This is a genomic window from Halomonas piscis, assembly GCF_031886125.1.
Classification (GTDB): domain Bacteria; phylum Pseudomonadota; class Gammaproteobacteria; order Pseudomonadales; family Halomonadaceae; genus Vreelandella; species Vreelandella piscis.
Window position 1 is genome coordinate 3032966 of record NZ_CP119391.1, and the last position, 24611, is coordinate 3057576.

The window sequence follows — 24611 nt, forward strand, 5'->3', positions numbered from 1 at the left end:
CCTAGCGCAGAGAAGCGATGGAGCTCGGCGCGTCGGTTTCGTTTTCCGCCAGCGCCTCGAACTCGTTGACGGTGCTCAGGTCCTTGCCGCTCATGGAGATATTGGTGACCCGCTCGAGAATCACCTCTACCACCACCGGCACCTGGTGCTCTTCCTTGAGCTTCTTGGCTTTTTCGAAAGCCGGAGCGATCTCTTCCGGATCGGTGACACGGATGGCTTTACAGCCCAGACCTTCCACCACGGAGACGTGGTCAACGCCGTAGCCGTTGATTTCCGGGCAGTTGATGTTCTCAAACGACAGCTGAACCTGGTAGTCCATGTCGAACCCGCGCTGGGACTGGCGGATCAGGCCCAGGTAGGAGTTGTTCACCAGCACGTGGATGTACGGCAGGTTGAACTGCGCGCCCACGGCCAGCTCTTCGATCATGAACTGGAAGTCATAGTCGCCGGACAGCGCCACGATGTCGGTCTTCGGGTCGGCGCGACGCACGCCCAGCGCGGCTGAAATGGTCCAGCCCAGCGGGCCGGCCTGGCCGCAGTTGATCCAGTGGCGCGGCTTGTAGACGTGCAGGAACTGCGCCCCGGCGATCTGCGAAAGGCCGATGGACGAAACGTAGCGGGTATTCTTGCCGAACGCCTTGTTCATCTCCTGGTAAACGCGCTGGGGCTTGACCGGGGTTTCCTTGAAGTCGGTCTTGCGCAGCATGGCGGTATCGTGCTTGCGGTCGTAGCACTCTTTCGCCCAGGCGCTGCGATCCTTCAGCTTGCCTTCGGCCTTCCACTCTTTCGCCACTTCGACGAACAGCTCGAGCGCGGCTTTGGCGTCGGAGACGATGCCGTAGTCCGGACCGAAGATGCGGCCGATCTGGAACGGCTCGATATCGACGTGGACAAACTTGCGGCCCTCGGTGTAGGTCCCTACGTCACCGGTGTGACGGTTGGCCCAGCGGTTGCCGATGCCGATGACGAAGTCGGACTCGAGCATGGTGGCGTTGCCGTAGCGGTGGTGCGTCTGCAGACCGACCATGCCGGCCATCAGCTCGTGATCGTCAGGAATCGTGCCCCAGCCCATCAGCGTGGGGATCACCGGCACCCCCGCCGTTTCGGCAAACTCGGTCAGAAGATCGCTGGCGTCGGCGTTGATGATACCGCCGCCGGCCACGATCAACGGCTTGTCGGACTCGTTGAGCATGGTCAGCGCTTTTTCGATCTGCGCCCGGCTGGCGCTCGGCTTGTACGCCGGCAGCGGCTCGTAGGTATCCGGGTCGAACTCGATTTCGCTCATCTGCACGTCGATGGGAAGATCGATCAGCACCGGCCCCGGACGCGAGCTGCGCATCAGCTGGAAGGCCTTCTGAAAGGCGCGCGGCACCTGGGCCGGCTCCAGCACCGTGATGGCCCACTTGGTGACCGGCTCGGCAATCGCCTGAATGTCGACCGCCTGGAAGTCTTCCTTGTGCAGCTTGGCCGCCGGCGCCTGGCCGGTTACGCACAGGATCGGAATGGAGTCGGCGCTGGCCGAGTAAAGGCCGGTGATCATGTCGGTACCGGCCGGGCCCGAGGTGCCCAGGCACACGCCGATATTGCCCGCTTCGGTACGGGTGTAGCCCTCGGCCATGTGGGAGGCGCCCTCCACGTGGCGCGCCAGCACGTGATCCACGCCGCCGACCTTGCGCATGGCCGCATAAAAGGGGTTGATCGCCGCACCGGGCAGGCCGAACGTCACGTCCACGCCCTCTTTCTTGAGCACGTGGATGGCGGCTTCAGCAGCAGTCATCTTAGCCATTTGAATCTCTCCTCAGTCAGACACCCCGGCTGCCTCGATCAGCAAGCGCCAGAGCCCCTCGATAAACGAACGTCCCACCGTCAGGAACATTGCCGTAGCCGATACGGTTGTGTTCAAAACCGGCCACCCGACCGTCGGTCTTCCAGGGGCGGTGGCCACAACGGTATCCAGTACTTGTATTCAAAAATATGCGCCAGACGCCGAGCTGTCAATAATTTGTGGAAATATTTTCCATTAAATTGAAAAAGCCGAAAAAAGCCCCGGCGGGATCTCTATTTTTCCCTATTAATCAACAATTTAAGATAATAAAGCCAGGCAGGAAGGGAGCAAGCCCGTGCCCAGGGGCAGCGCAGCGTCAGCCGCCGCTGACGGGGAGGCAACGGGCGGCAGCCGCCGCCCGGCGCCTATGGGCGATCCAGGCCGAATATCTGATGGAGGTCGGGCACGCCGGTCTGCTCGTCCACGACGGCAAGCGAGGCCTCGATGTCTTTCAGATGGCGCTGCATGAACGCCTTGGCGTTGGTGCCTTCGCCACGCTCCAGGTACCCCACCAGATCATCGTGGTCGTGGGATTCACAGCCCAGGTGACCGGTATTGCCGTACACGGCGAGAATCAGCGAGGAGCGCGAGCACAGCTGACGGATAAAGCTGGCCAGGGTGGCGTTGCCGGAAAGCTCGCCCAGGCGCTCGTGAAAAGCGGCAGACAGCTTGATGGCCCGGCTTTGCTCGCTACGGCTCAGGGCCTCGCGTTCTTCGCGCGCCATCTGGCGCAGATCACGCACGTCTGCCGAGGTAATCCGCCGCGCGACCTCGGGCATCAGGCCGCATTCCACCAGCTGCCGGGCGGCAAACACGTCCCGCGCCTCGCTCGCCGTGGGCCGGGTCACGCTTGCCCCACGCCGGGGCGTCAGCGTCACCAGCTGCTCAAGAGCCAGGCGCTGCAGAATCTTGCGTATCCCGGTTCGGCTGACGCGGAACACCTCGGCCAGCGCATCTTCCCGCAGCCGCGCGCCCGGCAGCAGCTGATGCTCGATAATCGCGTCGCTGATGGCCCGATAAATGGCTTCATGCCGCTCGGCGCCGTCGCCGTTTTTGCCCGCCCGCCGGGTACGTGCCGGCGTCGGCGATGGGTTTTCCCGGTCGTGCAACTTATCCATGGCTGAGTCCTTTTTTCGCCTTACCCACGATGACAGTGCGGCCGACTACCGGGCCCATGACAGCATCGGCGAAGCGGCTATGCCGGCATGGAATCAACGATAAGCGCCGCAAACGGGGACAGTATCGCCTGTTTTTGTATACAAAAACACCCTTATACTAAAGACTAAACGTGCCTTTATCATGCCACAATAGGGGATATGTACACTCCGAATGCCGCCAACCATCTTCCGCCATTTCCCGCATAATAATCACTAACTTTCTGTTTAATCGAATTATTCAGGACGCTTCAGCGCCACGGCAACGCTGGGCTGCGCCCGCCGTAGAGAAGCCGGCCAGCACCGTGCAGCATCAAGGCAACAAAGAAAAACGCCAAACTTATTTATTTTTCACGATCGTTTTGTGTACAGTGACTCGATACTGACGAAACAAGCCACTCCACGCAGTGCATACAACAACAAAGCCAAGGAGAAATTCCGATGAGCGATGCAAGCGCATCTCCGGAGCTGGGGAAGCGTACAGCCACGACCAACCGGTCCCTGTTCGACTACTACAGCCGGCCCAAATTCTACAAGGCCCTGCCTATCTCCCTGCAGCACCTGCTGGCCATGATCGCCGGCGTCATCACGCCGCCGATCATCGTGGCCGGCGTGGTGGATGCCACAGACGCGGAAAGGCTGCTGCTGATCCAGGCAGCAGTACTTGCCTCGGGGGTTTGCACCATTTTCCACCTCTACGGCGTGTGGAAATTCGGCGCCCGCCTGCCGGCCATTTTCGGCGTGGGTTTCGCCTATGTACCGACGCTGGTCGCCGTGGGCGGCGGCTACGGCATCGGGGGTATCCTCGGCGCCCAGCTGATCGGCGGTATCACCATGATGATCGTGGGCTACTTCATCCAGTATATCCGTCACCTTTTCCCACCCGTCGTCGCGGGCACCGTGGTGCTGGTGATCGGGCTTTCGCTGTACGACGTGGCCGTGAAGTACATGGCCGGTAGCGGCAACCCCACGGCCGACGGCTTTGGCGACCTGATGAACTGGGCCATCGGCGGCATTACGCTGGTCACCGTGCTCATTGCGTCACAGTTCGGCAAGGGCGTGATCAAGCTTTCCGCGATCATCGTGGGCATTGTCGTGGGCTATCTGGCCACCATGCTGTTTGACGCCATGGGCCTGACCAACCTGATGAACTTCAGCAGCATCGCCGAATCCAGGACGTTTGCTCTGCCCCGGGTGGTGCCGTTCCAGCTCGAGTTTTACACCCCGGCCATCATTTCCATGGTGGTGATCTGCGTGATCAACTCGGTACAGACCATTGGCGATCTCTCCGCCACCTCGGTTGGCGGCATGAACCGCGAGCTGAAAACCAAAGAGATGACCGGCGGCCTGCTGGGTAACGGCCTGACCACTGCGCTGAGCTCCTTTTTCGGCGCGCTGCCCACCTCCACGTTCAGCCAGAACGTGGGAATCGTCGCCATGACCAAGGTCATCAGCCGCTTCGTGCTGGCAATTGCCGGCGTGTTCATGATCCTGGCCGGCCTGAGCCCCAAGTTCAGCGCCGTCATGACCACCATCCCCTTCCCGGTGCTGGGCGGCGCCACCATCACGGTTTTCGGCATGATCACCATGACCGGTATCCAGCTGCTGACCAAGGACGAAATGTCCGCGCGCAACATGACCATTGTGGGTCTGTCGCTGGCGCTGAGCATGGGGATCAACCAGGTACCCGCCTCCGCCATCGAGCAGTTCCCGCAGCAGCTGGTGGAAGTCGTCAGCGGCTCGCCGATCGTGATTGCGGCTATCGTGGCCTTTGTGCTCAACATCGTGCTGCCCAACAAGTCGCTGTCCGATGAAGCCAGGGAGCGCGAGGCCATCGAGGCCGCCGAAGCGGCCGAAGATTCTGTCAGCCATCAGCCTGGCGCCAGGGCCGACAGCGCAAGCTGATGCGCCAATCTTGTCCCCGGCCTGCCAACGCCGGGGCAACGGCTCGATTGCGATGCCGTGGACACGCCGTGTTCACGGCATTTTTTATGTCGCAGCCTGACCCACCGCGAGCACGGCTACGCGCCCGGCGTTGAGGGCCCTGGTTGTCAATCCATCTACAAATTAATGATAAGCTTATGCAGCGATCGGGGAACTTGCAGCCGTAAAGGGCTCTAAGAAGGGGCGTTTCTGCAGGCGCGCCGAAGCCTACAGATCTATACGCCATCGTTCTGCTCAACCGACTGATTCAACCCAAGGAGCATCATGAAAAACGTTGCCAAAACAGCCGGCTATTCACTGCTACTGGGGCTTGCGCTGGGGCTTGGCGGCTGCGCCGCCCAAAGCAGCAGCCAGAGCGCCGACGACACGCCTGACGTTGCCCTTGCCAACACCTACTGGAAGCTCACCGATCTGGCGGACGGCCCCGTGGCCGATACGGAGGATAACCAGCGCGAGGCGCACTTTGTGCTGCACGAAGACGACCAGCGCGTCGCCGGCGCCACGGGCTGCAACCAGCTGATGGGCAACTATACGCAAGACGCTACGCATATTGCCTTTGAGCAGCTGGCAACCACCATGATGGCCTGCCCCCAGGCAGCCGGTGCCGAACGCGCCTACCTCAACGCCCTGAACCAGGCCGAGCGCTGGGAAATCGACGGCAAGACGCTGACGCTTGCCGATGGCGACAACGAGACGCTGGCCCGCTTCCAGGCCGTTCACCTGTATTAATCACCCACTCGATCCCCAGGAGCCGCCCATGAGCGCACCCGCCCTGCTGAGTCTGGATAGCAAAGTCGCCATTGTCACCGGCGGCGGCAACGGCATCGGCCGCGCCACCAGCCTGATGCTGGCCGATCACGGCGCCAGCGTCGTCATTGCCGATCTGAAGATGGAAAACGCCCGCCGCGTGGCCGACGAGATCGACGCCCGGGGCGGCACGGCGCTTCCCGTGACCTGCAACGTGACCGACGATGACGACCGGCAAGCGCTGATCAAGAAGACCCTCGAAGCCTTTGGCAGCCTCCACGTGCTGGTCAACAACGCCGGCGGCGGGGGCGCGGGCCGGGAAAGCCCCGACGATATCGACGTCGACCGCTTTGCCAGCGTGTTCGAGCTCAACGTCTTCAGCATCTGGCGGCTATGCCAGCTGTGCGCCCCGCACATGCGCCGGGCGGGTGACGGCTCGATTATCAACATGTCGTCCATGAGTTCGGTCAATAAAAGCCCGGCGATCAGCGCCTACGCCTCGTCCAAGGCCGCCATCAACCACATGACGGCCAACCTCGCCCACGATTACGGCCCCGAGATCCGCGTCAACGCCGTGGGCCCGGGCGCGGTACGCACCGACGCTCTGGCCTCGGTACTTACCCCGAAGATCGAAAAGGCCATGCTCAGCCATACGCCGCTCGAACGCCTGGGCGAGCCCGAGGACATCGCCGGGGCGGTGCTGTACTTTGCCGCGCCCATTTCCCGCTGGGTCAGCGGACAGGTGCTGTTCGTCAACGGCGGCGGCGTGCAGACACTGGACTGACCGCGCGGCCATCTTCACCGGCCCAAAAAAAGCCCCGTCAAAACGGGGCTTTTGCCAGCGCACGATAGCTATTGACTAGAACGGAATCTCGTCGTCGAAGTCGTCGAAGCTATCGGGGTTGGGGGCGCCGTAGCTGCCGCCCTGCTGCCCCTGCTGGGGCGGGTTTTGCGGGGCCGGCTGCTGTTGCTGTCCCGGATAGCCCTGCTGCTGGGGCTGCTGCGGCTGCTGCGGCTGGGGAGCAGGCTGCTGATAAGGCTGCTGCCCGCCCGGATAGCCACCCTGCTGGCCACCGCCGCGGGAGTCGAGCATCTGCATGTCGTTGCACACCACTTCGGTCGAGTAGCGGTCCTGGCCGTTCTGATCCTGCCATTTGCGCGTTTGCAGCCGCCCTTCGATGTAGACCTTGGAGCCCTTGCGCAGATACTGCTGGGCGATCTCCGCGGTCTTGCTGAACAGCACGACGCGGTGCCACTCGGTACGCTCCTGGCGCTGGCCGCTCTGGCGGTCCATCCACGTATCCGTGGTCGCCAGGTTGAGGTTGGCCACGGCCGTGCCCGAGGGCGCAAAACGCACCTCGGGATCCTGGCCGAGGTTGCCGATAAGAATCACCTTGTTAATACCACGAGCCATCAGATACTCCTTGATGCGTCTGTCAGCGTTTCGTCAAAAAAAGTGTCAGCCGGCGTCGCCGGCATCACGGGAGTGCGCCGATGCCGGCAACAGCCGGGCAAGCGCCGCTTCGTCAAGGGTATTACGGTTGACCTTGAGATAGGCGACGCGCTCCTCCGGCGCCAGCATCACGTCTTCAACGCCGGCCACCTGGGCCAGGCGCTCGAGCAGTGCGTCCAGCGTTTCCGTCGGCGTTTCGTCAAGCGCTACCACCTCGCTTGCCAGCGGCGGCGGCTTGGGCATGGACCACATGATAGCCCACCAGGCGAGAGCCAGCGCCGCGCAGCCCAAAAATACGGCGTTGAGCCCGAAAGCGCTGGACAGCCAGCCGCCCAGGGTGCCGCCAAGAAACGCACCCAGAAACTGCCCGGTGGAATACACGCCCATGGCAGTACCCTTGGCGCCCGCCGGCGCCAGCTTGCTGAGCATGGAGGGCAGCGTGGCTTCGAGCAGATTAAAGCCGGTGAAAAACGCCAGCAGCAGCGCAAACAGCCCCACCCCGTGGGATAGCGGCAGCCCCAGGCCGGCAAGGCTTGCGGTAATCACGCCGATGGCCAGCAGGCAGACGGGCTTCATCAGCTGCTTTTTTTCCGCCACGATCACCAGCGGAATCATCAGCACGAAGGCACCGCCCATGATCAGTAGGTACACCAGCCCGTGCCAGGATTTGTCGATACCCGCGTCCACCAGCCGCAGCGGCACGGCGACGAAGCTTGCCATCAGCGTCAGATGCAGGGCAAAGATCGACAGGTCGATACGCCACAGGTCGGGGCGGACGAGCACGCGTCCAAGCTGCCCTCGGTCCATGCCCACGTCCTGGTGTTTCACCCGGCGCGGCGCGGCAGGCACCCAGCGCCACAGCACAAAAAGCCCCACGGCAGTTAGCCCGGTAGTAAACCAGAACACCCCGGAAAGCCCGGTCTCGGCGGCAAGCCAAGGGCCCAGCGCCATGGCCACGGCAAAGGCAATGCCGATGGAAAGCCCGATGGTCGCCATGGCCGCCGTGCGCACCTGTTCCCGGGTCTGGTCGGCCAACAGTGCCATGATCGCCGCCGCCACCGCGCCGCTGCCCTGAAGCGCGCGCCCGGCAATAATGCCGGTGATGGAGTCGGCCATGGCGGCCACCGCGCTACCCAGGGCAAACAGCACCAGGCCCAGGGCGATGATGCGCTTGCGCCCGAAGCGGTCGGACAACAGGCCGAAAGGAATCTGCAGGCAGGCCTGGGTCAGCCCGTAAACGCCCAGCGCCACGCCCACCAGCAGAGGCGTTGACCCGGCCAGCTCGTCGGCGTACAGCGCCAGCACCGGCAGCACCATGAAAAGCCCCAGCATACGCGACGCGTAGAGCCCCGCCAGGCCGCTGATGGCGCGGCGCTCGGAAGGTAGAAGCAGTGCGGAAACCTTGGCCATAAAGCCTCAACGTCAATACATCGGGGGCGGCCGCAACGCCTTGGCGTCAACGGCGCGCAAAAAGAAGGAAAGCGCTCTATTCTAGCGCGCTTCGCCGCCGCTGAAAACGCCGGCCCCCAGGCCTCAAGGGCAGCGCGCCGACAAGAGCCGTCTACACCAGGGATGGCGCAGGCAATTCCAGGAAGGGGTTCACAGCGCCCCCTCGCAGGCCTGTCGACGGCTTGCTCCAGGGAAAGTCCGAGCTAAGAGGAATAGCCTGCCGCGCTTTGCCCCCGGGGCTCGGCAAACCGTATACTCGACCTTTTGCCGCGCGTAAATGAGGTATTGATGGAAAGCATTCTGGTCAGGGGCGCCCGCACCCACAACCTCAAGAGCATCGACGTTACCCTGCCCCGGGACCAGCTCATCGTGGTCACCGGGCTTTCCGGCTCGGGCAAGTCGTCGCTGGCGTTTGATACGCTTTACGCCGAAGGCCAGCGGCGCTACGTGGAGTCGCTCTCGACCTACGCGCGCCAGTTTCTGTCGATGATGGAAAAGCCCGACATCGACCACATCGAAGGGCTCTCGCCGGCGATTTCCATCGAGCAGAAATCCACCTCGCACAACCCGCGCTCCACCGTGGGCACCATCACTGAGGTCTACGACTACCTGCGCCTGCTGTTTGCCCGGGCGGGGACGCCGCGCTGCCCCGAACACGGCGAGGACCTCGAAGCCCAGACCGTCTCCCAGATGGTGGATCAGGTATTGAACCTCACCGCTGGCACCAAGCTGATGCTGCTGGCCCCGGTGATCAAGGGGCGCAAGGGCGAGCACCTGCAGCTTTTGGCCGAGCTTCGCGCCCAGGGGTTTGTGCGCGTGCTGATCGACGGTCAGGTGCTGGAGCTTGACGACATCGCTCCGCTGGACAAGCGCAAGAAGCACGACATCAGCGTCGTCGTTGATCGCTTCAAGGTCCGCGACGATATCGCCCAGCGGCTGGCGGAATCGTTCGAGACGGCGCTTGCCCTGGCCGACGGCACGGCGATGATCCACTACATGGACGGCGAGGCCGAGGACCTGGCGTTTTCCTCGCGCTTTTCCTGCCCGGTGTGCGGCTATTCGCTGGCCGAGCTCGAGCCGCGGATGTTCTCGTTCAACAACCCCGCCGGCGCCTGCAGCGGCTGCGACGGCCTCGGGGTGCAGCAGTATTTCGACCCCGACAAGCTGATCAGCCACCCGGAGCTGTCGCTTGCCGAAGGGGTGATCAAGGGCTGGGACCGGCGCAACGTCTACTACTTCACCCAGCTCAAGTCGCTCGCCGACCACTACGGCTTCCCCCTGGAGACGCCGTGGCAGGAACTGACCTCCGGCGAGCGCGACATCATCCTCAACGGCACCGGCCGCGAGCCGGTGCCCTTTGTCTATGCCAACGACCGCGGGCAAAAGGTCACCCGGGAGCACCCGTTCGAGGGCGTGCTGCCCAATCTGAAGCGCCGCTTTCACGAAACCGAGTCCACCATGCTGCGCGAAGAGCTTGCGCGCTACGTTACCGCCAGCGCCTGCACTCAGTGCCACGGCACCCGGCTGCGCCGGGAAGCGCGCAACGTCTTCGTCGACGGCCGCACCATCGCCGACGTGGTGCGCCTGCCCATCGGCGAGTCCTGGGACTACTTTTCCCGCCTGGCGCTTCCCGGCCAGCGCGGCGAGATCGCCGCGCGCATTGTCTCCGAGATCCACTCGCGGCTGGAGTTTCTGGTCAACGTAGGGCTGGACTACCTGAACCTCGAGCGCAGCGCGGATACGCTCTCCGGCGGCGAAGCCCAGCGCATTCGCCTCGCCAGCCAGATCGGCGCGGGGCTGGTGGGGGTGATGTACATCCTCGACGAGCCCTCCATCGGCCTTCACCAGCGCGACAACGACCGCCTGCTGAGAACCCTTGAGCGCCTGCGCGACCTGGGCAACACCGTGATCGTGGTCGAGCACGACGAAGACGCCATTCGCCGCGCCGACCACGTGCTGGATATCGGCCCCGGCGCCGGCGTTCACGGCGGCGAGGTGGTCGCCCAGGGCACCCCGGACGAGGTCACCCACACCTCGGGCTCGCTCACCGGCGAGTACCTGCGCGGCGAGCGCGAAATCGCCGTGCCGCCCCACCGCATCCCCGGCAACCCGGAAAAGCAGCTGGTGCTTTCCGGCGCTACCGGCAACAACCTCCAGGACGTCACGCTCACCCTGCCGCTGGGGTGCTTTGTCTGCGTCACCGGGGTCTCGGGCTCGGGCAAGTCGACGCTGATCAACGGTACCCTGATGCCCGTTGCCGCCCGGGACCTGAATCGCGCCACCACCCTGACCCCGGCGCCGTACAAGGCGCTTGACGGGCTTGCGCAGCTGGACAAGGTCATCGACATCGACCAGAGCCCCATCGGGCGCACGCCGCGCTCCAACCCGGCCACCTACACGGGGATTTTCACTCCCATTCGCGAGCTGTTCGCCGGCACCCAGGAAGCCCGGGCGCGGGGCTACAAGCCCGGGCGCTTCTCGTTCAACGTCAAGGGCGGGCGCTGCGAGGCCTGCCAGGGCGAGGGCATGATCAAGGTGGAAATGCACTTTCTGCCGGATATCTACGTGCCCTGCGACGTGTGCAAGGGCAAGCGCTACAACCGCGAGACCCTGGATATCCACTACAAGGGCAAGAGCATCGACGAAGTGCTGCAGATGACCGTGGAGGAGGCGCTGGCGTTCTTCAGCCCGGTGCCGGCCATCGCCCGGCGGCTGCAGACGCTTCTCGACGTGGGGCTTTCCTACGTCAAGCTGGGGCAAAGCGCCACCACGCTGTCCGGGGGCGAGGCCCAGCGGGTCAAGCTCGCCCGAGAGCTGGCCAAGCGCGATACCGGACAAACCCTTTATATCCTCGACGAGCCCACCACCGGGCTGCACTTCGAGGATATTCGCCAGCTTTTGGTGGTGCTCCACCGCCTGCGCGACCACGGCAACACCGTGCTGGTCATCGAGCACAACCTGGACGTGATCAAGACCGCCGACTGGCTGATCGATCTGGGGCCGGAGGGCGGCGCCGGCGGCGGCCGTATCATCGCCGAGGGCACGCCGGAGCAGGTGACCGAGGTAGAGGCCTCTCACACCGGGCGCTTTCTCGCGCCGATGCTTGAGCGGGCCAAAAAAGCGCAAGCCAAAAAATAGCGCCCCGAAGGGCGCTATCTCGAGAGGTAGCCGTACGCGCCGGGCTAGCCGGCCCGGAAGGGCTAATCCGTCAGAGCCCGAGGCTGGTCTGCCAGGAAAGGATAGTCGGTGTAGCCTTCCTCACCGCCGCCGTAAAAGGTAGCGGTGTCCGGCTCGTTGAGCGCCGCTCTCTGGCGGAAGCGCTCGACCAGGTCGGGATTGGCGATGTAGGAGCGACCGATGGCCACGGCATCGGCGATGCCCGCGTTGATGATCTGCTCGGCGCGCTCGGCATCGTAATGGCCGCAAAAGATCAGGGCGCCGCCAAAGCGCTCGCGCAGCCCCCGGCGAAACGCCTCGGAGAGGGTAATATCGCCGCCGGCCCAGTTGGGTTCGTTGATGTGCAGGTAGGCAAGCCCCCGGGCGGAAAGCTGCTCGGTCAGGTAAAACGCCATGGCCTCGGGTTCGTCGTCGGTGAGGCCGAAAATTTCGATAAACGGCGACAGGCGCACACCGGTACGCTCGGCGCCGAACACCTCCGCCACCGCGTCGATCACTTCCAGCGGAAAGCGCGCGCGGTTTTCCAGCGAGCCGCCGTAGCGATCGCTGCGCCGGTTGCTGCCGGTGGCAAGAAACTGGTTGAGCAGGTAGGCGTTGGCCGCGTGCACCTCGACCATGTCGAAACCCGCACGCCTGGCGCGCACCGCCGCCCGGCGGTAGTCGTCCACGACCTCGGCAATTTCTTCCGTCCCCAGCGCCCGGGGCGTGCTGGTGGGATGGCGCCCGGCGCTGCCGTCGTCGAACTCGACGAAGCACTGGGCGCCTTCGCCCTTCAGCGCGCTGGGCGCGACCGGCGGCTGGCCGTCGGGCTGCACCATTTCATGGGATACGCGGCCCACGTGCCACAGCTGCAGCGCCATGCGCCCGCCCTTGGCATGTACCGCGTCCACCACCCGTTTCCAGCCGGCTTCCTGGGCGTCGGTCCAGATGCCCGGGGTATACACATAGCCCCGGGCGGTGGGGGAAATATTGGTCGCCTCGCTGACGATCAGGCCGGCGCCGGCGCGCTGGCCGTAGTAGGTCTGCTGCAGCGGACCGGGGACGCTGTCGGGCGTACGCGCCCGGGTCAGCGGCGCCATGAGAATCCGGTTGGGCAGCGTCAAACTGCCCAAACTGACCGGCGTCAGTAGCGTTTCGTGTGCCATCGGGCATCCTTGAACAGAGAATAAAACGGGCCTGGAATGGGATCCAGACTTACAGCTTCACCAGCATCTTGCCCTGATTGCTGCCGGAGAAGAGCCCCAAAAAGGCGTCGGGCAGGCTTTCCAGCCCTTCCTTGACGGTCTCCTGATAGTCGATCTCGCCGCTTGCCACCCGGGGGCCAAACGCGTTGACAAAGTCGGTGTGATGCTCCCAATGGTCAAAGACGATGAAGCCCTGCATCCGCGCCCGGCGAATCAGAATCATCGCCAGGTTGCCGGGGCCGGCGGCCGGGGCGTCGTCGTTGTAGCGGGCAATCATGCCGCACACGGCGATACGCGCGCCGACGCGCAGGTTGTTCAGCGCGGCTTCGAGGCAGTCGCCGCCGACGTTTTCGTAGTAGACGTCAAAGCCCTCGGGGCAGGCCTCCTTCAGCGCTTTGCTCAGCTCGGCGGCGCTCTTGTCCTTGTAGCTCACCGCTTTGACGCCCTTTGACTCAAGCCACGCCAGCTTTTTCGGGTCGCCGGCAATGCCCACCACGGTACCGCCGTTGGCACGGGCCAGCTGGACGGCGAGCGATCCCACGGCGCCGCCGGCGGCGCTCACCAGCACGTTGTCGCCCTTCTGCATCCCGGCGATGACGTTGAGCCCCACCCAGGCGGTGGTGCCGGGCATGCCCAGCACGCCAAGGTAAGCCTGCTCGGGCACGTCGAAGTTTGGCAGCGGCTCGACCTGCTCCGCCGGCAGCTGGGCAATATCCCGCCAGCCGGCCATGTGGCGCACCTTGTCGCCGATCTGGAAACGCGCGTCCCGGGATTCCATTACCTCGCCCACGGCGCCGCCTTCCAGGGGCTCACCGAGGACAAACGGGTCGATATAGGTGGTCACGCCGTCCATGCGGCCGCGCATGTACGGATCCACCGATAGCCAGACGTTGCGCACGCGTACCTCGCCCTCGGCGAGCGCACCAAGTTCGCGCTGCTCCAGCGCAAACAGCTCCCGGGATGGCAGCCCCTGGGGATGTTCATGAATGGTGTAATAGCGGCTTTGCATGATGCACTCCTCAAATGAAAGATCGGTGCCGGATCAGCGGGGCACCTGAAAAGTAGCACGCTAATAATAGGCTCTCCGATAGCGGAATACCAATGCAGGCTATATACAGGCGCCATGCATAATATCAATCCTGCCGAAGATAATTGGCGCTGTCGGACAGCAAACCGGCTACCAGTTGAGGCCGATACCCAGGTTGTAGGTGGTGTCGTTGAGGTCTTCGACGCTGTTTTCCACCCAGTCGGTTTCCACCGACATCTGCAGCGAGGCCCATTCGGTGAACGGGTAGCGCAGGCCGCTTTCGGTATCGAGCAGAAAGCTGGTGCCGCGAGAAAGCGCGCGGCCGGCGCGGCCGTTGGCGTAAACCTCGAACAGCTGGTCCCACAGATAGCGGTTGAACTGCCACTGCAGCACGCCGGCCTGGAAGTTTTCGTCACCCACGTTGGCGTATTCGTAGCGGTTGCGGGTCAAAAGCGCCGACAGCGAAAAAGCGCCGCGCTCGTTGTCCCACAGCTGATACCCCGGTCCCGCGCCAATGGAGAAACGCCGCTCCAGCGCCTCGCCCCAGTCGCGGTTGCTGCTCAAGCGTCCCTGCCAGAAACGCTGGGGGGCGAAAAAGCGCTTGGGCGAGTAGGCCAGGTGCCAGTCGTTCTTGCGCCGCTTGCCGTCACGGTATTCCCGGTGATAGCCGGCGCGCCAGCTGTGCCGCCAATGGCCGGTCTCGATGCGCTGGCGCACATCCAGCTCGAGCTCCTGGGTGTCGGCGGTGCTGTGATCGTACTCCAGGGCAATATCCACCCCGCCGCTGGCGGTAAACGGGCGCTCGGTCGGTGACGAGGCGGCCTTTTCCCGGGCGGTTTCGGGGTCGGGGGGCTTGGGCTGAGTAGCGAATCCCAGGGCATTGGCTACTTTGATGCTCGGCGCCGGCGGCTCGTCCAGCGCCACGCGCTCCACGCGTTCGGCGTCGATGTCGATTTCGCCGGCGTAGCCGGTGTCGACGCGCCAGCGCGTCGCCGTTTTCTCGATGACCTTGCCGGTAATTCGGTCGCCGTTTTCGAGCCATAGGGTATCCGCCCACAGCGGCGACGACACCAGCCAGCAAAGCAGCACAGAAAAGCAGGGGGCAAGCCCGTGAAAGGGCGTGAACAACAACGTCGAAATGCGTGGCGGCATGCTGGGTCAGGGCGTTAGCCCTTGCGCGGGTCACGGATAAAGGTAAGAGCCTCCCCGTTCCGGGGAGGCGAAGCGCCAAGGATAACGGCTTAGCCGCATTTGGACCAGCCGCAGCCGGCGTAGCAGGTAGGGCAGCCGTCCATCATGATCAGCTCGCCGCGGCACTCGGGGCAGTGGCCGACCACCGCCGGGCCGGCGGCCTCCGCGGAAGCGGAGGCACCGCCGTCAATGGGCTCGACCGTACCGGTTTCGGGCGCCCCGGCCTCTTCTTCCTCGGGCTGCCAGGCATAGCCGTTGGCTGCGCGCTGGGCATAGCGCTCCACCAGATCTTCCACCGGTACCTGGTTGCCGTCCTGATCGAGAAACCCTCGGCGATAGAGAATCTGCTGAATCGACCAAGCGATGGCCGAGACTTCGGAGTCGTGAAACACCGGCTTGCCGTGGCGATTCCAGCCGCAGCGCACCAGCCCCTTGTCCCAGGCCACCTTGCGCAGATCCGCTACCGCCTGGGTGACGTAGCCCCCTCGGGCGGCAAGCGACAGGCTGCGCATGGTGGCGGTGATCCACTGATGCTCGCTGGATAGCTGCCCGGAGGGGAAGAAAAACTCCACCGGGCGCTCGATTACCACGCGCTTGCCGCCGACGACGCCCTCCACGGGCATGAAGGAAACCAGCAGGTAGACTTTCTTGCGCCCTTCGGCGCCGACGTAGGAAATCTTTTCCGAAACGGCTTCCAGCGTTCCTTCAGGACGCGATGGAATACGCACGGTCAGCGGGTTCTCGTCCGGCAGCACCGGTTCGGGAGCCGCGGGCTCGTTCTGTTTGATGCGATAGCCCACGATTTTCGAGGTAATTTCAACGGCCATGATGTTCTCCACTCAACAGCAAAATCTGGATAACGGACACGAAATGACGCCCGGGCCGCCGCCCGGACGCAAGGCGCTTACCACTTGCCGTAAGTGCCTTCCTTCAGCGCATCAAACAGGTTGGCGGCGTTATGTTCTTCGCCATCGTAAATCACCGTGTCGTTGCCGTTAAGCTCGACGGTTTCGCCGTTTTCCAGTTCGAACTCGTAGACAGTACTCTTCAGGTCATCCTCGCGTACCAGCACGCCCTGGAAGGCTTCGGGGTTGAAGCGGAAGGTGGTGCACCCCTTGAGGCGGCTATCGTAGGCTTGCAGGTAAAGATCCTGGAACTGCTCGAAGGGAAACTCCGTGGGCACGTTGACCGTTTTCGAGATCGCCGAGTCGATCCACTGCTGGGCCGCGGCCTGCACCGCCACGTGCTGTTCCGGCGTCACGCTGTCGGCGGTGATGAAGTAGCCCGGCAGGTCGCTCTCCACCGCGTCGGCGGCGATGAAGTGGCGATAGGCGGCCAGCTCGAAGGACACCACCTCGACCTGCTCCTTGGTTTTCTTGCCCGTCTGGATCACGTTGCGATAGTAGCGATGCGAGAACGACGGTTCGATACCGTTGGAGGCGTTGTTGCCCATGGACAGCGAGATCGTGCCGGTGGGCGCAATCGAGCTGTGGTGGGTAAAGCGCGCGCCGTGCTCGGCAAGCGCCGTGACCAGTTCGGGCTCGCGCTCTGCCACCTTGGCCATATAGGCGCTGTAGCGGGCGTGAAGAATGCGGCCGGGCACCTTGTCGCCGATCTCGTAGCCGTCCTTTTTCAGCTGAGGACGCTGGCGCAGCATTCGCGGTGTGATCGTGTGCTCTTCCTGCAGCACCGGCGCCATGCCCTTCTCCCTGGAGAGCTCCAGCGCCTGCTTCCAGCCCTCAATGGCAAGGTGGCGGCTGACCTCCTCGGTAAATTCGAGCGACTCCTTGGAGCCGTAGGGAATCTTGAGCATGGTCAGCGTGGAGCCCAGCCCCAGAAAGCCCATGCCGTGGCGGCGCTTGGCCTCGATCTCGCGCTGCTGCTCGGGGAGCGGCAGCCCGGCAATTTCCACCACGTTGTCTAGCATCCGAGTGAAAATCGCCACCACCTCGCGGTAGCGCTTCCAGTCAAAGCGCGGCTTGTCGCTGAAAGGATCAATGACAAAGCGCGTCAGGTTGACCGACCCCAGCAGGCAGGCGCCTTCCGGCGGCAGCGGCTGCTCGCCGCAGGGGTTGGTCGCGCGGATGTCTTCGCAGAACCAGTTGTTGTTCATGCGGTTCACCTGGTCGATCAGGATGAAGCCCGGCTCGGCGTAGTCGTAGGTGGAAGCCATGATGGTATCCCACAGCTCCCGGGCGTGGATGACCTCGACCACGCGGCAGGCCACCCGGCCCTCGTCGTCCACGGTGTAGCCGTCTTCCACCACCGGCCAGTCGCGGTAGATGATATCCTTGTCGCTGACGTCTTCCTTCTCGCCCGGATGCAGGGGAAAGGCCAGCGGCCATTCGGCGTTCTGCTTGACCGCTTCCATGAACTCGTCGGTGATCAAAAGCGACAGGTTGAACTGGCGCAGGCGGCCGGCCTCGCGCTTGGCCTGGATAAACTCGCGCACGTCCGGATGGCCGACGTCAAAGGTGCCCATCTGGGCGCCGCGGCGCCCGCCGGCGGAGGCGACGGTGAAGCACATCTTGTCGTAGATATCCATGAACGCCAGCGGGCCGTTGGTGCCGGCGCCGGCGCCGAAGACAAAGGCGCCCTTGTGGCGCAGGGTGGAAAAGTCGTAGCCGATACCGGCGCCGGACTTCAGCGTCATGCCGGCATCCACCACCGAATCGAGGATATCGCGCATGGAATCGCGCACGGTGCGCGACACGGTGCAGTTGATCAGGCTCACGGCGGGCTTGTACGCTTCCGCTCCGGCATTGGACAGAATGCGCCCGGCGGGCACGGCGCCGTTTTCCAGCGCCCAGCGGAACTTGGGCAGCCACTGCTTGGCCTTGTCGCCTTCGACCTCGGCCAGCGCCCGGGCAACGCGCTCGTAGGTTGCGCTGACGTCGGCGTCCACCGGCTCGCTGTGACGGTCCTTGAGGCGGTATTTGGCATCCCAGATTTCCCGCGAGGGAACCTGCAGCGGCACATCATTGGACGATTGAGTGGCCTTGGCAGCAGTACTCATGACGCAAAACTCCTTCCCCTCGCGGGCAGTCAGATGAAGTAAAATGGGCGGCCATTATACGTGCTGGCGCATGAAAGTATAGCCGGCTCGCAAACCATATGAGGTATTTTTCTTGATGCCGACTACTATATATGGGGTGTTAAAAAATATCGAGCCTCGAAACAAACCGCCGTCCGATGCCCATGCTTCCAGCTCGGCGTGCCCCTCAGACAGTGAATAACGCAGGCAGCAATGCAATGACACAACGCAGGCAGTATCCGACACGCGCGCAGCGGCTTGCAGCCATCGCCACGCTAACGGCCGGGATGATCCTGGGCGGCAGCGCCCAGGCGGCGACGTTCGACGTCAGCGACGCAGAGACTTATGGCGGCTGGCAGGCGGCGACCCTGACCCGCAGTGCGGAAGGCGAGCAGGAGCGCCATTTTCGCGCGGTGGATACCACCAGCTACGGCGACGCCACCTTGAGCGTCAACGCCACGCCCGGCGTCTGCGATATGCCCTGGCTCGAGGTAAGGGTGGCGCTTAACGATGCCCCCGCTGAGGCCGGCGCCGTCGACGTGGTACCGGCTCAGCTGCGCGTGGATGATCGGACGCTGCGGCCGGCCGTTGCCGAGTTTTTCACCGAGCCGGATAACAACGGCTTTTACGTGCATTTTTACCTGAACGATCTCGCCGGCCTGCTTGACGATATGCGCGCCGGACAGCAGCTGTTTCTGGGTTTTGAACAGGGCGAGCGCGAGCCCTGGTACATGACGTTCGGCCTTGACGGTGCCGAAAGCGCCGTTGACGAGGCGCTAGCGCGCTGCTGGCGCGCTAAATAGAACCGGCTGCCTCTATATATAGCCCCTTTGCGCAGCGGCCTCATCTCGAGGACGCTTGCTATTCGGCAAGGCAAGGAGATGGCGTCGCAGGCTCGCGATGACCGGCAGCCAACCTCGGCTGAGCGGACAGCCGTCTACACGTCATGGCGAGCGAAGCGTGGCGATCTCCTGACGTTGCCGGTTGCAAGAAACCCCGAGATTGCTTCGCTACGCTCGCAATGACTCATGGCCGCTGGGACGCCGTCTTCCCGCCATATCCCACGCACACAAAAAACCCGGCGCAGGGCCGGGTTCTCTGTGTATCAGTGCCTGACGATGTCCTACTCTCGCATGGGGAGGCCCCACACTACCATCGGCGCTGAGCGGTTTCACTGCTGAGTTCGGCATGGGATCAGGTGGTTCCCGCTCGCTATGGCCGTCAGGCGTAACCGGTGACATATCATGCCGAGGGTGATCGTCTCGTGTCGTATCCGACGACTTTACTGTCTCATCGTTGTCGCGACCCGACCCCTTGGGCGTTATAGGGTCAAGCCTCACGGGCGCATTAGTACCGGTTAGCTCAACGCCTTGCAGCGCTTCCACACCCGGCCTATCAACCAGCTCGTCTTGCTGGGCCCTTCAGGAGGCTCACGGCCTCGGGGATGTCTCATCTTGAAGGGGGCTTCCCGCTTAGATGCTTTCAGCGGTTATCCCGTCCGCACTTAGCTACCCGGCAGTGCCACTGGCGTGACAACCGGAACACCAGAGGTGCGTCCACTCCGGTCCTCTCGTACTAGGAGCAGCCCTTCTCAAACATCCGACGCCCACGGCAGATAGGGACCGAACTGTCTCACGACGTTCTAAACCCAGCTCGCGTACCACTTTAAATGGCGAACAGCCATACCCTTGGGACCGACTTCAGCCCCAGGATGTGATGAGCCGACATCGAGGTGCCAAACACCGCCGTCGATGTGAACTCTTGGGCGGTATCAGCCTGTTATCCCCGGAGTACCTTTTATCCGTTGAGCGATGGCCCTTCCATACAGAACCACCGGATCACTAGAACCTGCTTTCGCACCTGCTCGACGTGTCTGTCTCGCAGTCAAGCACCCTTGTGCTCTTGCACTCACTGCACGATGTCCAACCGTGCTGAGGGTACCTTCGTGCTCCTCCGTTACACTTTGGGAGGAGACCGCCCCAGTCAAACTACCCACCACACACGGTCCTCGATCCGGATCACGGATCGGAGTGAGAACGCCAATGATGCCAGGCTGGTATTTCAAGGGTGGCTCCCCCCGGTCTGGCGACCGGGGTTCCAGGCCTCCCAGCTATCCTACACAAGCAACATCGGCGTCCAGTGTGAAGCTATAGTAAAGGTTCACGGGGTCTTTCCGTCTGGCCGCGGGTACACCGCATCTTCACGGCGATTTCAATTTCACTGAGTCTCGGGTGGAGACAGCGTGGCCATCATTACGCCATTCGTGCAGGTCGGAACTTACCCGACAAGGAATTTCGCTACCTTAGGACCGTTATAGTTACGGCCGCCGTTTACCGGGGCTTCGATCAAGCGCTTCGCCGGAGCTAACGCCATCACTTAACCTTCCGGCACCGGGCAGGCGTCACACCCTATACGTCCGCTTGCGCGTTGGCAGAGTGCTGTGTTTTTAGTAAACAGTTGTAGCCACCTGGTATCTTCGACCGCCTTCCGCTCCGTCCGCGAGGGACTTCACGTACCGGCGGCGTGCCTTCTCCCGAAGTTACGGCACCATTTTGCCTAGTTCCTTCACCCGAGTTTTCTCAAGCGCCTGGGGATTCTCACCCTGACCACCTGTGTTGGTTTGGGGTACGGTCCCACCGTATCTGAGGCTTAGAGGCTTTTCCTGGAAGCGTGGCATCGATGACTTCCAGCCCGTGGGCTGTTCGTCTCGTCTCTCGGCCTTGAACCACCGGATTTCCCTGATGGTTCGGCCTACGGACTTTCACCGGGACGACCGTCGCCCGGCTCACCTAGCCTTCTTCGTCCCCCCGTCGCAATACTGTGAGGTACGGGAATATTGACCCGTTTCCCATCGACTACGCCTTTCGGCCTCGCCTTAGGGGCCGACTCACTCTGCTCCGATTAGCGTCGAACAGAAACCCTTGGTCTTCCGGCGAGGGCGTTTTTCACGCCCTTTATCGTTACTCATGTCAGCATTCGCACTCGTGATACCTCCAGCAAGCCTTTCGACTCACCTTCATCGGCTTACACGACGCTCCTCTACCACGTCTCCCGAAGGATACGTCCGTAGCTTCGGTACCTGATTTAGCCCCGTTACATCTTCCGCGCAGGCCGATTCGACCAGTGAGCTATTACGCTTTCTTTCAAGGATGGCTGCTTCTAAGCCAACCTCCTGGCTGTCTAAACCTTCCCACATCGTTTCCCACTCAATCAGGATTTGGGGACCTTAGCTGACGGTCTGGGTTGTTGCCCTTTCCACAATGGACGTTAGCACCCACTGTGTGTCTCCCACGCTGGCACTCACCGGTATTCGGAGTTTGCCTCGGGTTGGTAAGTCGGGATGACCCCCTAGCCGAAACAGTGCTCTACCCCCGGTGGCGATACGTGAGGCGCTACCTAAATAGCTTTCGAGGAGAACCAGCTATCTCCGGGCTTGATTAGCCTTTCACTCCGACCCACAGCTCATCCCCGCATTTTTCAACATACGTGGGTTCGAGCCTCCAGTTGATGTTACTCAACCTTCACTCTGGCCATGGGTAGATCGCCCGGTTTCGGGTCTATTCCCCGCAACTTGTCGCCCGGTTAAGACTCGCTTTCGCTACGCCTCCCCTAATCGGTTAAGCTCGCTACGGAAAATAAGTCGCTGACCCATTATACAAAAGGTACGCGGTCACCGAACGAGTCGGCTCCCACTGCTTGTACGCACACGGTTTCAGGATCTGTTTCACTCCCCTCACTGGGGTTCTTTTCGCCTTTCCCTCACGGTACTGGTTCACTATCGGTCAGCCAGGAGTATTTAGCCTTGGAGGATGGTCCCCCCGTCTTCAGTCAGGGTTACACGTGCCCCGACCTACTCGATTTCACGCGATCGGACTTTCGACTACGGGGCTGTCACCCACTATGGCGGCCCTTCCCAGGGCCTTCGTCTAGTCGTTCACGCGCTTAAGGGCTGGTCCCCGTTCGCTCGCCGCTACTGGGGGAATCTCGGTTGATGTCTGTTCCTCGGGGTACTGAGATGTTTCAGTTCCCCCGGTTCGCCTCGTCTCCCTATGGATTCAGGAGACGATACTCGCCTTGTGGTGAGTGGGTTGCCCCATTCAGAGATCGCCGGGTCAAAGGTTGTTTGCCACCTCGCCGACGCTTATCGCAGGCTGCCACGTCTTTCGTCGCCTCTGGCTGCCAAGGCATCCACCGTGTGCGCTTCATTGCTTGACCCTATAACCCCAAGGGGTCGGTGTCGCAATGACAACGATTGCCGGATACGCTTGAGACGTATCACATGATCTTCTTGCGAAGATCGTTTTGTCAGCATGATATATCTTGTTAAAGAGCGACTGTTCAGTGAACAGTGATAAGCGCACGCGATGCGTTTATCACTGGTCACGAAACGCAAGAGCAGCACGGACGGCACCGGGAACGATAATGGTGGAGCCTAGCGGGATCGAACCGCTGACCCCCTGCGTGCAAGGCAGGCGCTCTCCCAGCTGAGCTAAGGCCCCGAATCGTTTGCTGTTCGTTGTTTCCACCGAAAATTCGTGTAAGGCAAGGCGCTTTCATGTCGACGCATAGCCTGCTATGCGAGGCATAAAGCAACGCCGCTTTACGCGAATTTGGTGGGTCTGGGCAGACTCGAACTGCCGACCTCACCCTTATCAGGGGTGCGCTCTAACCAACTGAGCTACAGACCCGAACGTGACCGCCTGCCGTACCGGCAGGGACACTTCGTGCTCTCTTTGCTTGATCAGGCAATTCATTGTGGGCACTTGCCGGGCGGGTGACGCATCGGTTAAGGAGGTGATCCAGCCGCAGGTTCCCCTACGGCTACCTTGTTACGACTTCACCCCAGTCATGAACCACACCGTGGTGATCGCCTTCCGAAGTTAGGCTAACCACTTCTGGTGCAGTCCACTTCCATGGTGTGACGGGCGGTGTGTACAAGGCCCGGGAACGTATTCACCGTGCCATTCTGATGCACGATTACTAGCGATTCCGACTTCACGGAGTCGAGTTGCAGACTCCGATCCGGACTGAGACCGGCTTTACGGGATTCGCTGACTCTCGCGAGCTCGCCGCCCTTTGTGCCGGCCATTGTAGCACGTGTGTAGCCCTACCCGTGAGGGCCATGATGACTTGACGTCGTCCCCACCTTCCTCCGGTTTGTCACCGGCAGTCTCCCTGGAGTTCCCGACCGAATCGCTGGCAAAGAGGGACGAGGGTTTCGCTCGTTACGGGACTTAACCCAACATTTCACAACACGAGCTGACGACAGCCATGCAGCACCTGTCACTGCGTTCCCGAAGGCACCCCGAGATCTCTCTCGGGTTCGCAGGATGTCAAGGGTAGGTAAGGTTCTTCGCGTTGCATCGAATTAAACCACATGCTCCACCGCTTGTGCGGGCCCCCGTCAATTCATTTGAGTTTTAACCTTGCGGCCGTACTCCCCAGGCGGTCGACTTATCGCGTTAACTTCGCCACAAGGGTCTCAAGGACCCCAACGGCTGGTCGACATCGTTTACGGCATGGACTACCAGGGTATCTAATCCTGTTTGCTACCCATGCTTTCGCCCCTCAGCGTCAGTGTCAGTCCAGAAGGCCGCCTTCGCCACTGGTATTCCTCCCGATATCTACGCATTTCACCGCTACACCGGGAATTCCACCTTCCTCTCCTGCACTCTAGCGCGACAGTTCCGGATGCCATTCCCAGGTTGAGCCCGGGGCTTTCACAACCGGCTGATCGCGCCGCCTACGCGCGCTTTACGCCCAGTAATTCCGATTAACGCTTGCACCCTCCGTATTACCGCGGCTGCTGGCACGGAGTTAGCCGGTGCTTCTTCTGTGAGTGATGTCGTTCCTGGCGGGTATTAGCCGCCAGGCCTTCTTCCTCACTGAAAGTGCTTTACAACCCGAGGGCCTTCTTCACACACGCGGCATGGCTGGATCAGGCTTTCGCCCATTGTCCAATATTCCCCACTGCTGCCTCCCGTAGGAGTCCGGGCCGTGTCTCAGTCCCGGTGTGGCTGATCATCCTCTCAAACCAGCTACGGATCGTCGCCCTGGTGAGCCGTTACCCCACCAGCTGGCTAATCCGACATAGGCTCATCCGATGGCGGGAGCCTGAGCCCCCTTTCTCCCGTAGGACGTATGCGGTATTAGCCCGAGTTTCCCCGGGTTATCCCCCACCACCGGGCAGATTCCTATGCGTTACTCACCCGTCCGCCGCTCGACGCCCAGGAGCAAGCTCCTGTCGTTTCCGCTCGACTTGCATGTGTTAAGCCTGCCGCCAGCGTTCAATCTGAGCCATGATCAAACTCTTCGGTTTCAATCATATAGTCCGTTAAGCGGACCAAACTTGGCTCAAGGTATCAAACGTCTCAAACGAGACCCGAAGGTCTCTGACGAGTCGCTTGCCTTGACGATAGGTGATTT

The 24611-nt window shown here is 62.3% G+C and carries 14 protein-coding genes, 2 tRNA genes and 3 rRNA genes; 5 read left to right on the forward strand and 14 right to left on the reverse strand.

Annotated features, from left to right (window positions below; translation table 11 throughout):
• Position 1: 1 nt before the first annotated feature.
• Together gcl and P1P91_RS14285 are read right to left on the reverse strand one after the other, a co-directional pair.
• Entirely contained in the window at positions 2-1786 is a 1785-nt protein-coding gene (gene gcl, locus P1P91_RS14280; protein ID WP_311883462.1) for a glyoxylate carboligase, read from the reverse strand.
• A 404-nt stretch (positions 1787-2190) separates the two neighbouring features.
• Positions 2191-2943, reverse strand: coding sequence for a GntR family transcriptional regulator (locus P1P91_RS14285; protein ID WP_311883464.1), 753 nt, complete (start codon positions 2941-2943; stop codon positions 2191-2193).
• A 477-nt stretch (positions 2944-3420) separates the two neighbouring features.
• Between P1P91_RS14285 and P1P91_RS14290 the strand changes: the two genes are divergently transcribed.
• The 3 genes from P1P91_RS14290 (at position 3421) to P1P91_RS14300 (ending at position 6454) form a co-directional block, all read left to right on the forward strand.
• A complete protein-coding gene (locus P1P91_RS14290) occupies positions 3421-4884 on the forward strand; it encodes a uracil-xanthine permease family protein (RefSeq protein WP_311883466.1) in 1464 nt (487 codons plus the stop codon).
• Positions 4885-5187: 303 nt separating this feature from the next.
• The gene (locus P1P91_RS14295) at positions 5188-5652 is read left to right on the forward strand and encodes an META domain-containing protein (RefSeq protein ID WP_311883468.1); all 465 of its coding nucleotides are present in this window, start codon (positions 5188-5190) and stop codon (positions 5650-5652) included.
• A gap of 28 nt (positions 5653-5680) precedes the next feature.
• Positions 5681-6454 (forward strand): glucose 1-dehydrogenase, encoded by a 774-nt coding sequence (locus tag P1P91_RS14300; protein ID WP_311883470.1) that lies wholly within the window; start codon positions 5681-5683, stop codon positions 6452-6454.
• 75 nt (positions 6455-6529) lie between these two features.
• On the opposite strand, the gene ssb is transcribed toward P1P91_RS14300, so the two are convergent.
• On the reverse strand, positions 6530-7084 hold the full coding sequence (ssb, locus tag P1P91_RS14305; RefSeq protein ID WP_311883471.1) for a single-stranded DNA-binding protein: 555 nt from the start codon (positions 7082-7084) through the stop codon (positions 6530-6532).
• Positions 7085-7129: 45 nt separating this feature from the next.
• A complete protein-coding gene (locus P1P91_RS14310) occupies positions 7130-8533 on the reverse strand; it encodes an MFS transporter (RefSeq protein WP_311883473.1) in 1404 nt (467 codons plus the stop codon).
• Positions 8534-8860: 327 nt separating this feature from the next.
• Here P1P91_RS14310 and uvrA point away from each other — a divergent pair, with 327 nt between their 5' ends.
• Positions 8861-11710: an excinuclease ABC subunit UvrA gene (uvrA, locus tag P1P91_RS14315; protein ID WP_311883474.1), complete on the forward strand. Its 2850-nt coding sequence runs from the start codon at positions 8861-8863 to the stop codon at positions 11708-11710.
• Positions 11711-11772: 62 nt separating this feature from the next.
• Here the strand turns inward: uvrA and P1P91_RS14320 are convergent, their stop codons facing one another.
• The 5 genes from P1P91_RS14320 to P1P91_RS14340 form a co-directional block, all read right to left on the reverse strand.
• Entirely contained in the window at positions 11773-12894 is a 1122-nt protein-coding gene (locus P1P91_RS14320; protein ID WP_311883476.1) for an alkene reductase, read from the reverse strand.
• Between the two features lie 49 nt (positions 12895-12943).
• Positions 12944-13942: an NADP-dependent oxidoreductase gene (locus P1P91_RS14325; protein WP_311883477.1), complete on the reverse strand. Its 999-nt coding sequence runs from the start codon at positions 13940-13942 to the stop codon at positions 12944-12946.
• Between the two features lie 168 nt (positions 13943-14110).
• The gene (locus P1P91_RS14330; protein ID WP_311883479.1) at positions 14111-15112 is read right to left on the reverse strand and encodes a DUF481 domain-containing protein; all 1002 of its coding nucleotides are present in this window, start codon (positions 15110-15112) and stop codon (positions 14111-14113) included.
• A gap of 89 nt (positions 15113-15201) precedes the next feature.
• Positions 15202-15978 carry a ribonucleoside-diphosphate reductase gene (locus tag P1P91_RS14335; protein WP_311883480.1) on the reverse strand — a complete coding sequence of 259 codons (777 nt, stop codon included), beginning with the start codon at positions 15976-15978 and terminating at the stop codon, positions 15202-15204.
• 77 nt (positions 15979-16055) lie between these two features.
• Positions 16056-18167: an adenosylcobalamin-dependent ribonucleoside-diphosphate reductase gene (locus P1P91_RS14340; protein ID WP_311883481.1), complete on the reverse strand. Its 2112-nt coding sequence runs from the start codon at positions 18165-18167 to the stop codon at positions 16056-16058.
• Between the two features lie 236 nt (positions 18168-18403).
• Between P1P91_RS14340 and P1P91_RS14345 the strand changes: the two genes are divergently transcribed.
• Positions 18404-18988: a hypothetical protein gene (locus P1P91_RS14345; RefSeq protein WP_311883482.1), complete on the forward strand. Its 585-nt coding sequence runs from the start codon at positions 18404-18406 to the stop codon at positions 18986-18988.
• A 307-nt stretch (positions 18989-19295) separates the two neighbouring features.
• On the opposite strand, the gene rrf is transcribed toward P1P91_RS14345, so the two are convergent.
• The 5 genes from rrf to P1P91_RS14370 form a co-directional block, all read right to left on the reverse strand.
• Positions 19296-19411 (reverse strand): 5S ribosomal RNA (gene rrf / locus P1P91_RS14350).
• A gap of 99 nt (positions 19412-19510) precedes the next feature.
• Positions 19511-22400 (reverse strand): 23S ribosomal RNA (locus P1P91_RS14355).
• A 208-nt stretch (positions 22401-22608) separates the two neighbouring features.
• A tRNA-Ala gene (locus P1P91_RS14360) sits at positions 22609-22684 on the reverse strand.
• 112 nt (positions 22685-22796) lie between these two features.
• Positions 22797-22873, reverse strand: a tRNA-Ile gene (locus tag P1P91_RS14365).
• Between the two features lie 99 nt (positions 22874-22972).
• Positions 22973-24504 (reverse strand): 16S ribosomal RNA (locus P1P91_RS14370).
• Together the 16S, 23S and 5S rRNA genes with 2 tRNA genes alongside form the textbook arrangement of a ribosomal RNA operon.
• Positions 24505-24611 lie beyond the last annotated feature (107 nt).

What these genes read in the sequence shown, in the direction of transcription:
- gcl (WP_311883462.1), bottom strand. Translation starts at nt 1,786, where the DNA reads ATGGCTAAGATGACTGCTGCTGAAGCCGCCATCCACGTGCTCAAGAAA.
- P1P91_RS14285 (WP_311883464.1), bottom strand. Translation starts at nt 2,943, where the DNA reads ATGGATAAGTTGCACGACCGGGAAAACCCATCGCCGACGCCGGCACGT.
- P1P91_RS14290 (WP_311883466.1), top strand. Translation starts at nt 3,421, where the DNA reads ATGAGCGATGCAAGCGCATCTCCGGAGCTGGGGAAGCGTACAGCCACG.
- P1P91_RS14295 (WP_311883468.1), top strand. Translation starts at nt 5,188, where the DNA reads ATGAAAAACGTTGCCAAAACAGCCGGCTATTCACTGCTACTGGGGCTT.
- P1P91_RS14300 (WP_311883470.1), top strand. Translation starts at nt 5,681, where the DNA reads ATGAGCGCACCCGCCCTGCTGAGTCTGGATAGCAAAGTCGCCATTGTC.
- ssb (WP_311883471.1), bottom strand. Translation starts at nt 7,084, where the DNA reads ATGGCTCGTGGTATTAACAAGGTGATTCTTATCGGCAACCTCGGCCAG.
- P1P91_RS14310 (WP_311883473.1), bottom strand. Translation starts at nt 8,533, where the DNA reads ATGGCCAAGGTTTCCGCACTGCTTCTACCTTCCGAGCGCCGCGCCATC.
- uvrA (WP_311883474.1), top strand. Translation starts at nt 8,861, where the DNA reads ATGGAAAGCATTCTGGTCAGGGGCGCCCGCACCCACAACCTCAAGAGC.
- P1P91_RS14320 (WP_311883476.1), bottom strand. Translation starts at nt 12,894, where the DNA reads ATGGCACACGAAACGCTACTGACGCCGGTCAGTTTGGGCAGTTTGACG.
- P1P91_RS14325 (WP_311883477.1), bottom strand. Translation starts at nt 13,942, where the DNA reads ATGCAAAGCCGCTATTACACCATTCATGAACATCCCCAGGGGCTGCCA.
- P1P91_RS14330 (WP_311883479.1), bottom strand. Translation starts at nt 15,112, where the DNA reads ATGCCGCCACGCATTTCGACGTTGTTGTTCACGCCCTTTCACGGGCTT.
- P1P91_RS14335 (WP_311883480.1), bottom strand. Translation starts at nt 15,978, where the DNA reads ATGGCCGTTGAAATTACCTCGAAAATCGTGGGCTATCGCATCAAACAG.
- P1P91_RS14340 (WP_311883481.1), bottom strand. Translation starts at nt 18,167, where the DNA reads ATGAGTACTGCTGCCAAGGCCACTCAATCGTCCAATGATGTGCCGCTG.
- P1P91_RS14345 (WP_311883482.1), top strand. Translation starts at nt 18,404, where the DNA reads ATGACACAACGCAGGCAGTATCCGACACGCGCGCAGCGGCTTGCAGCC.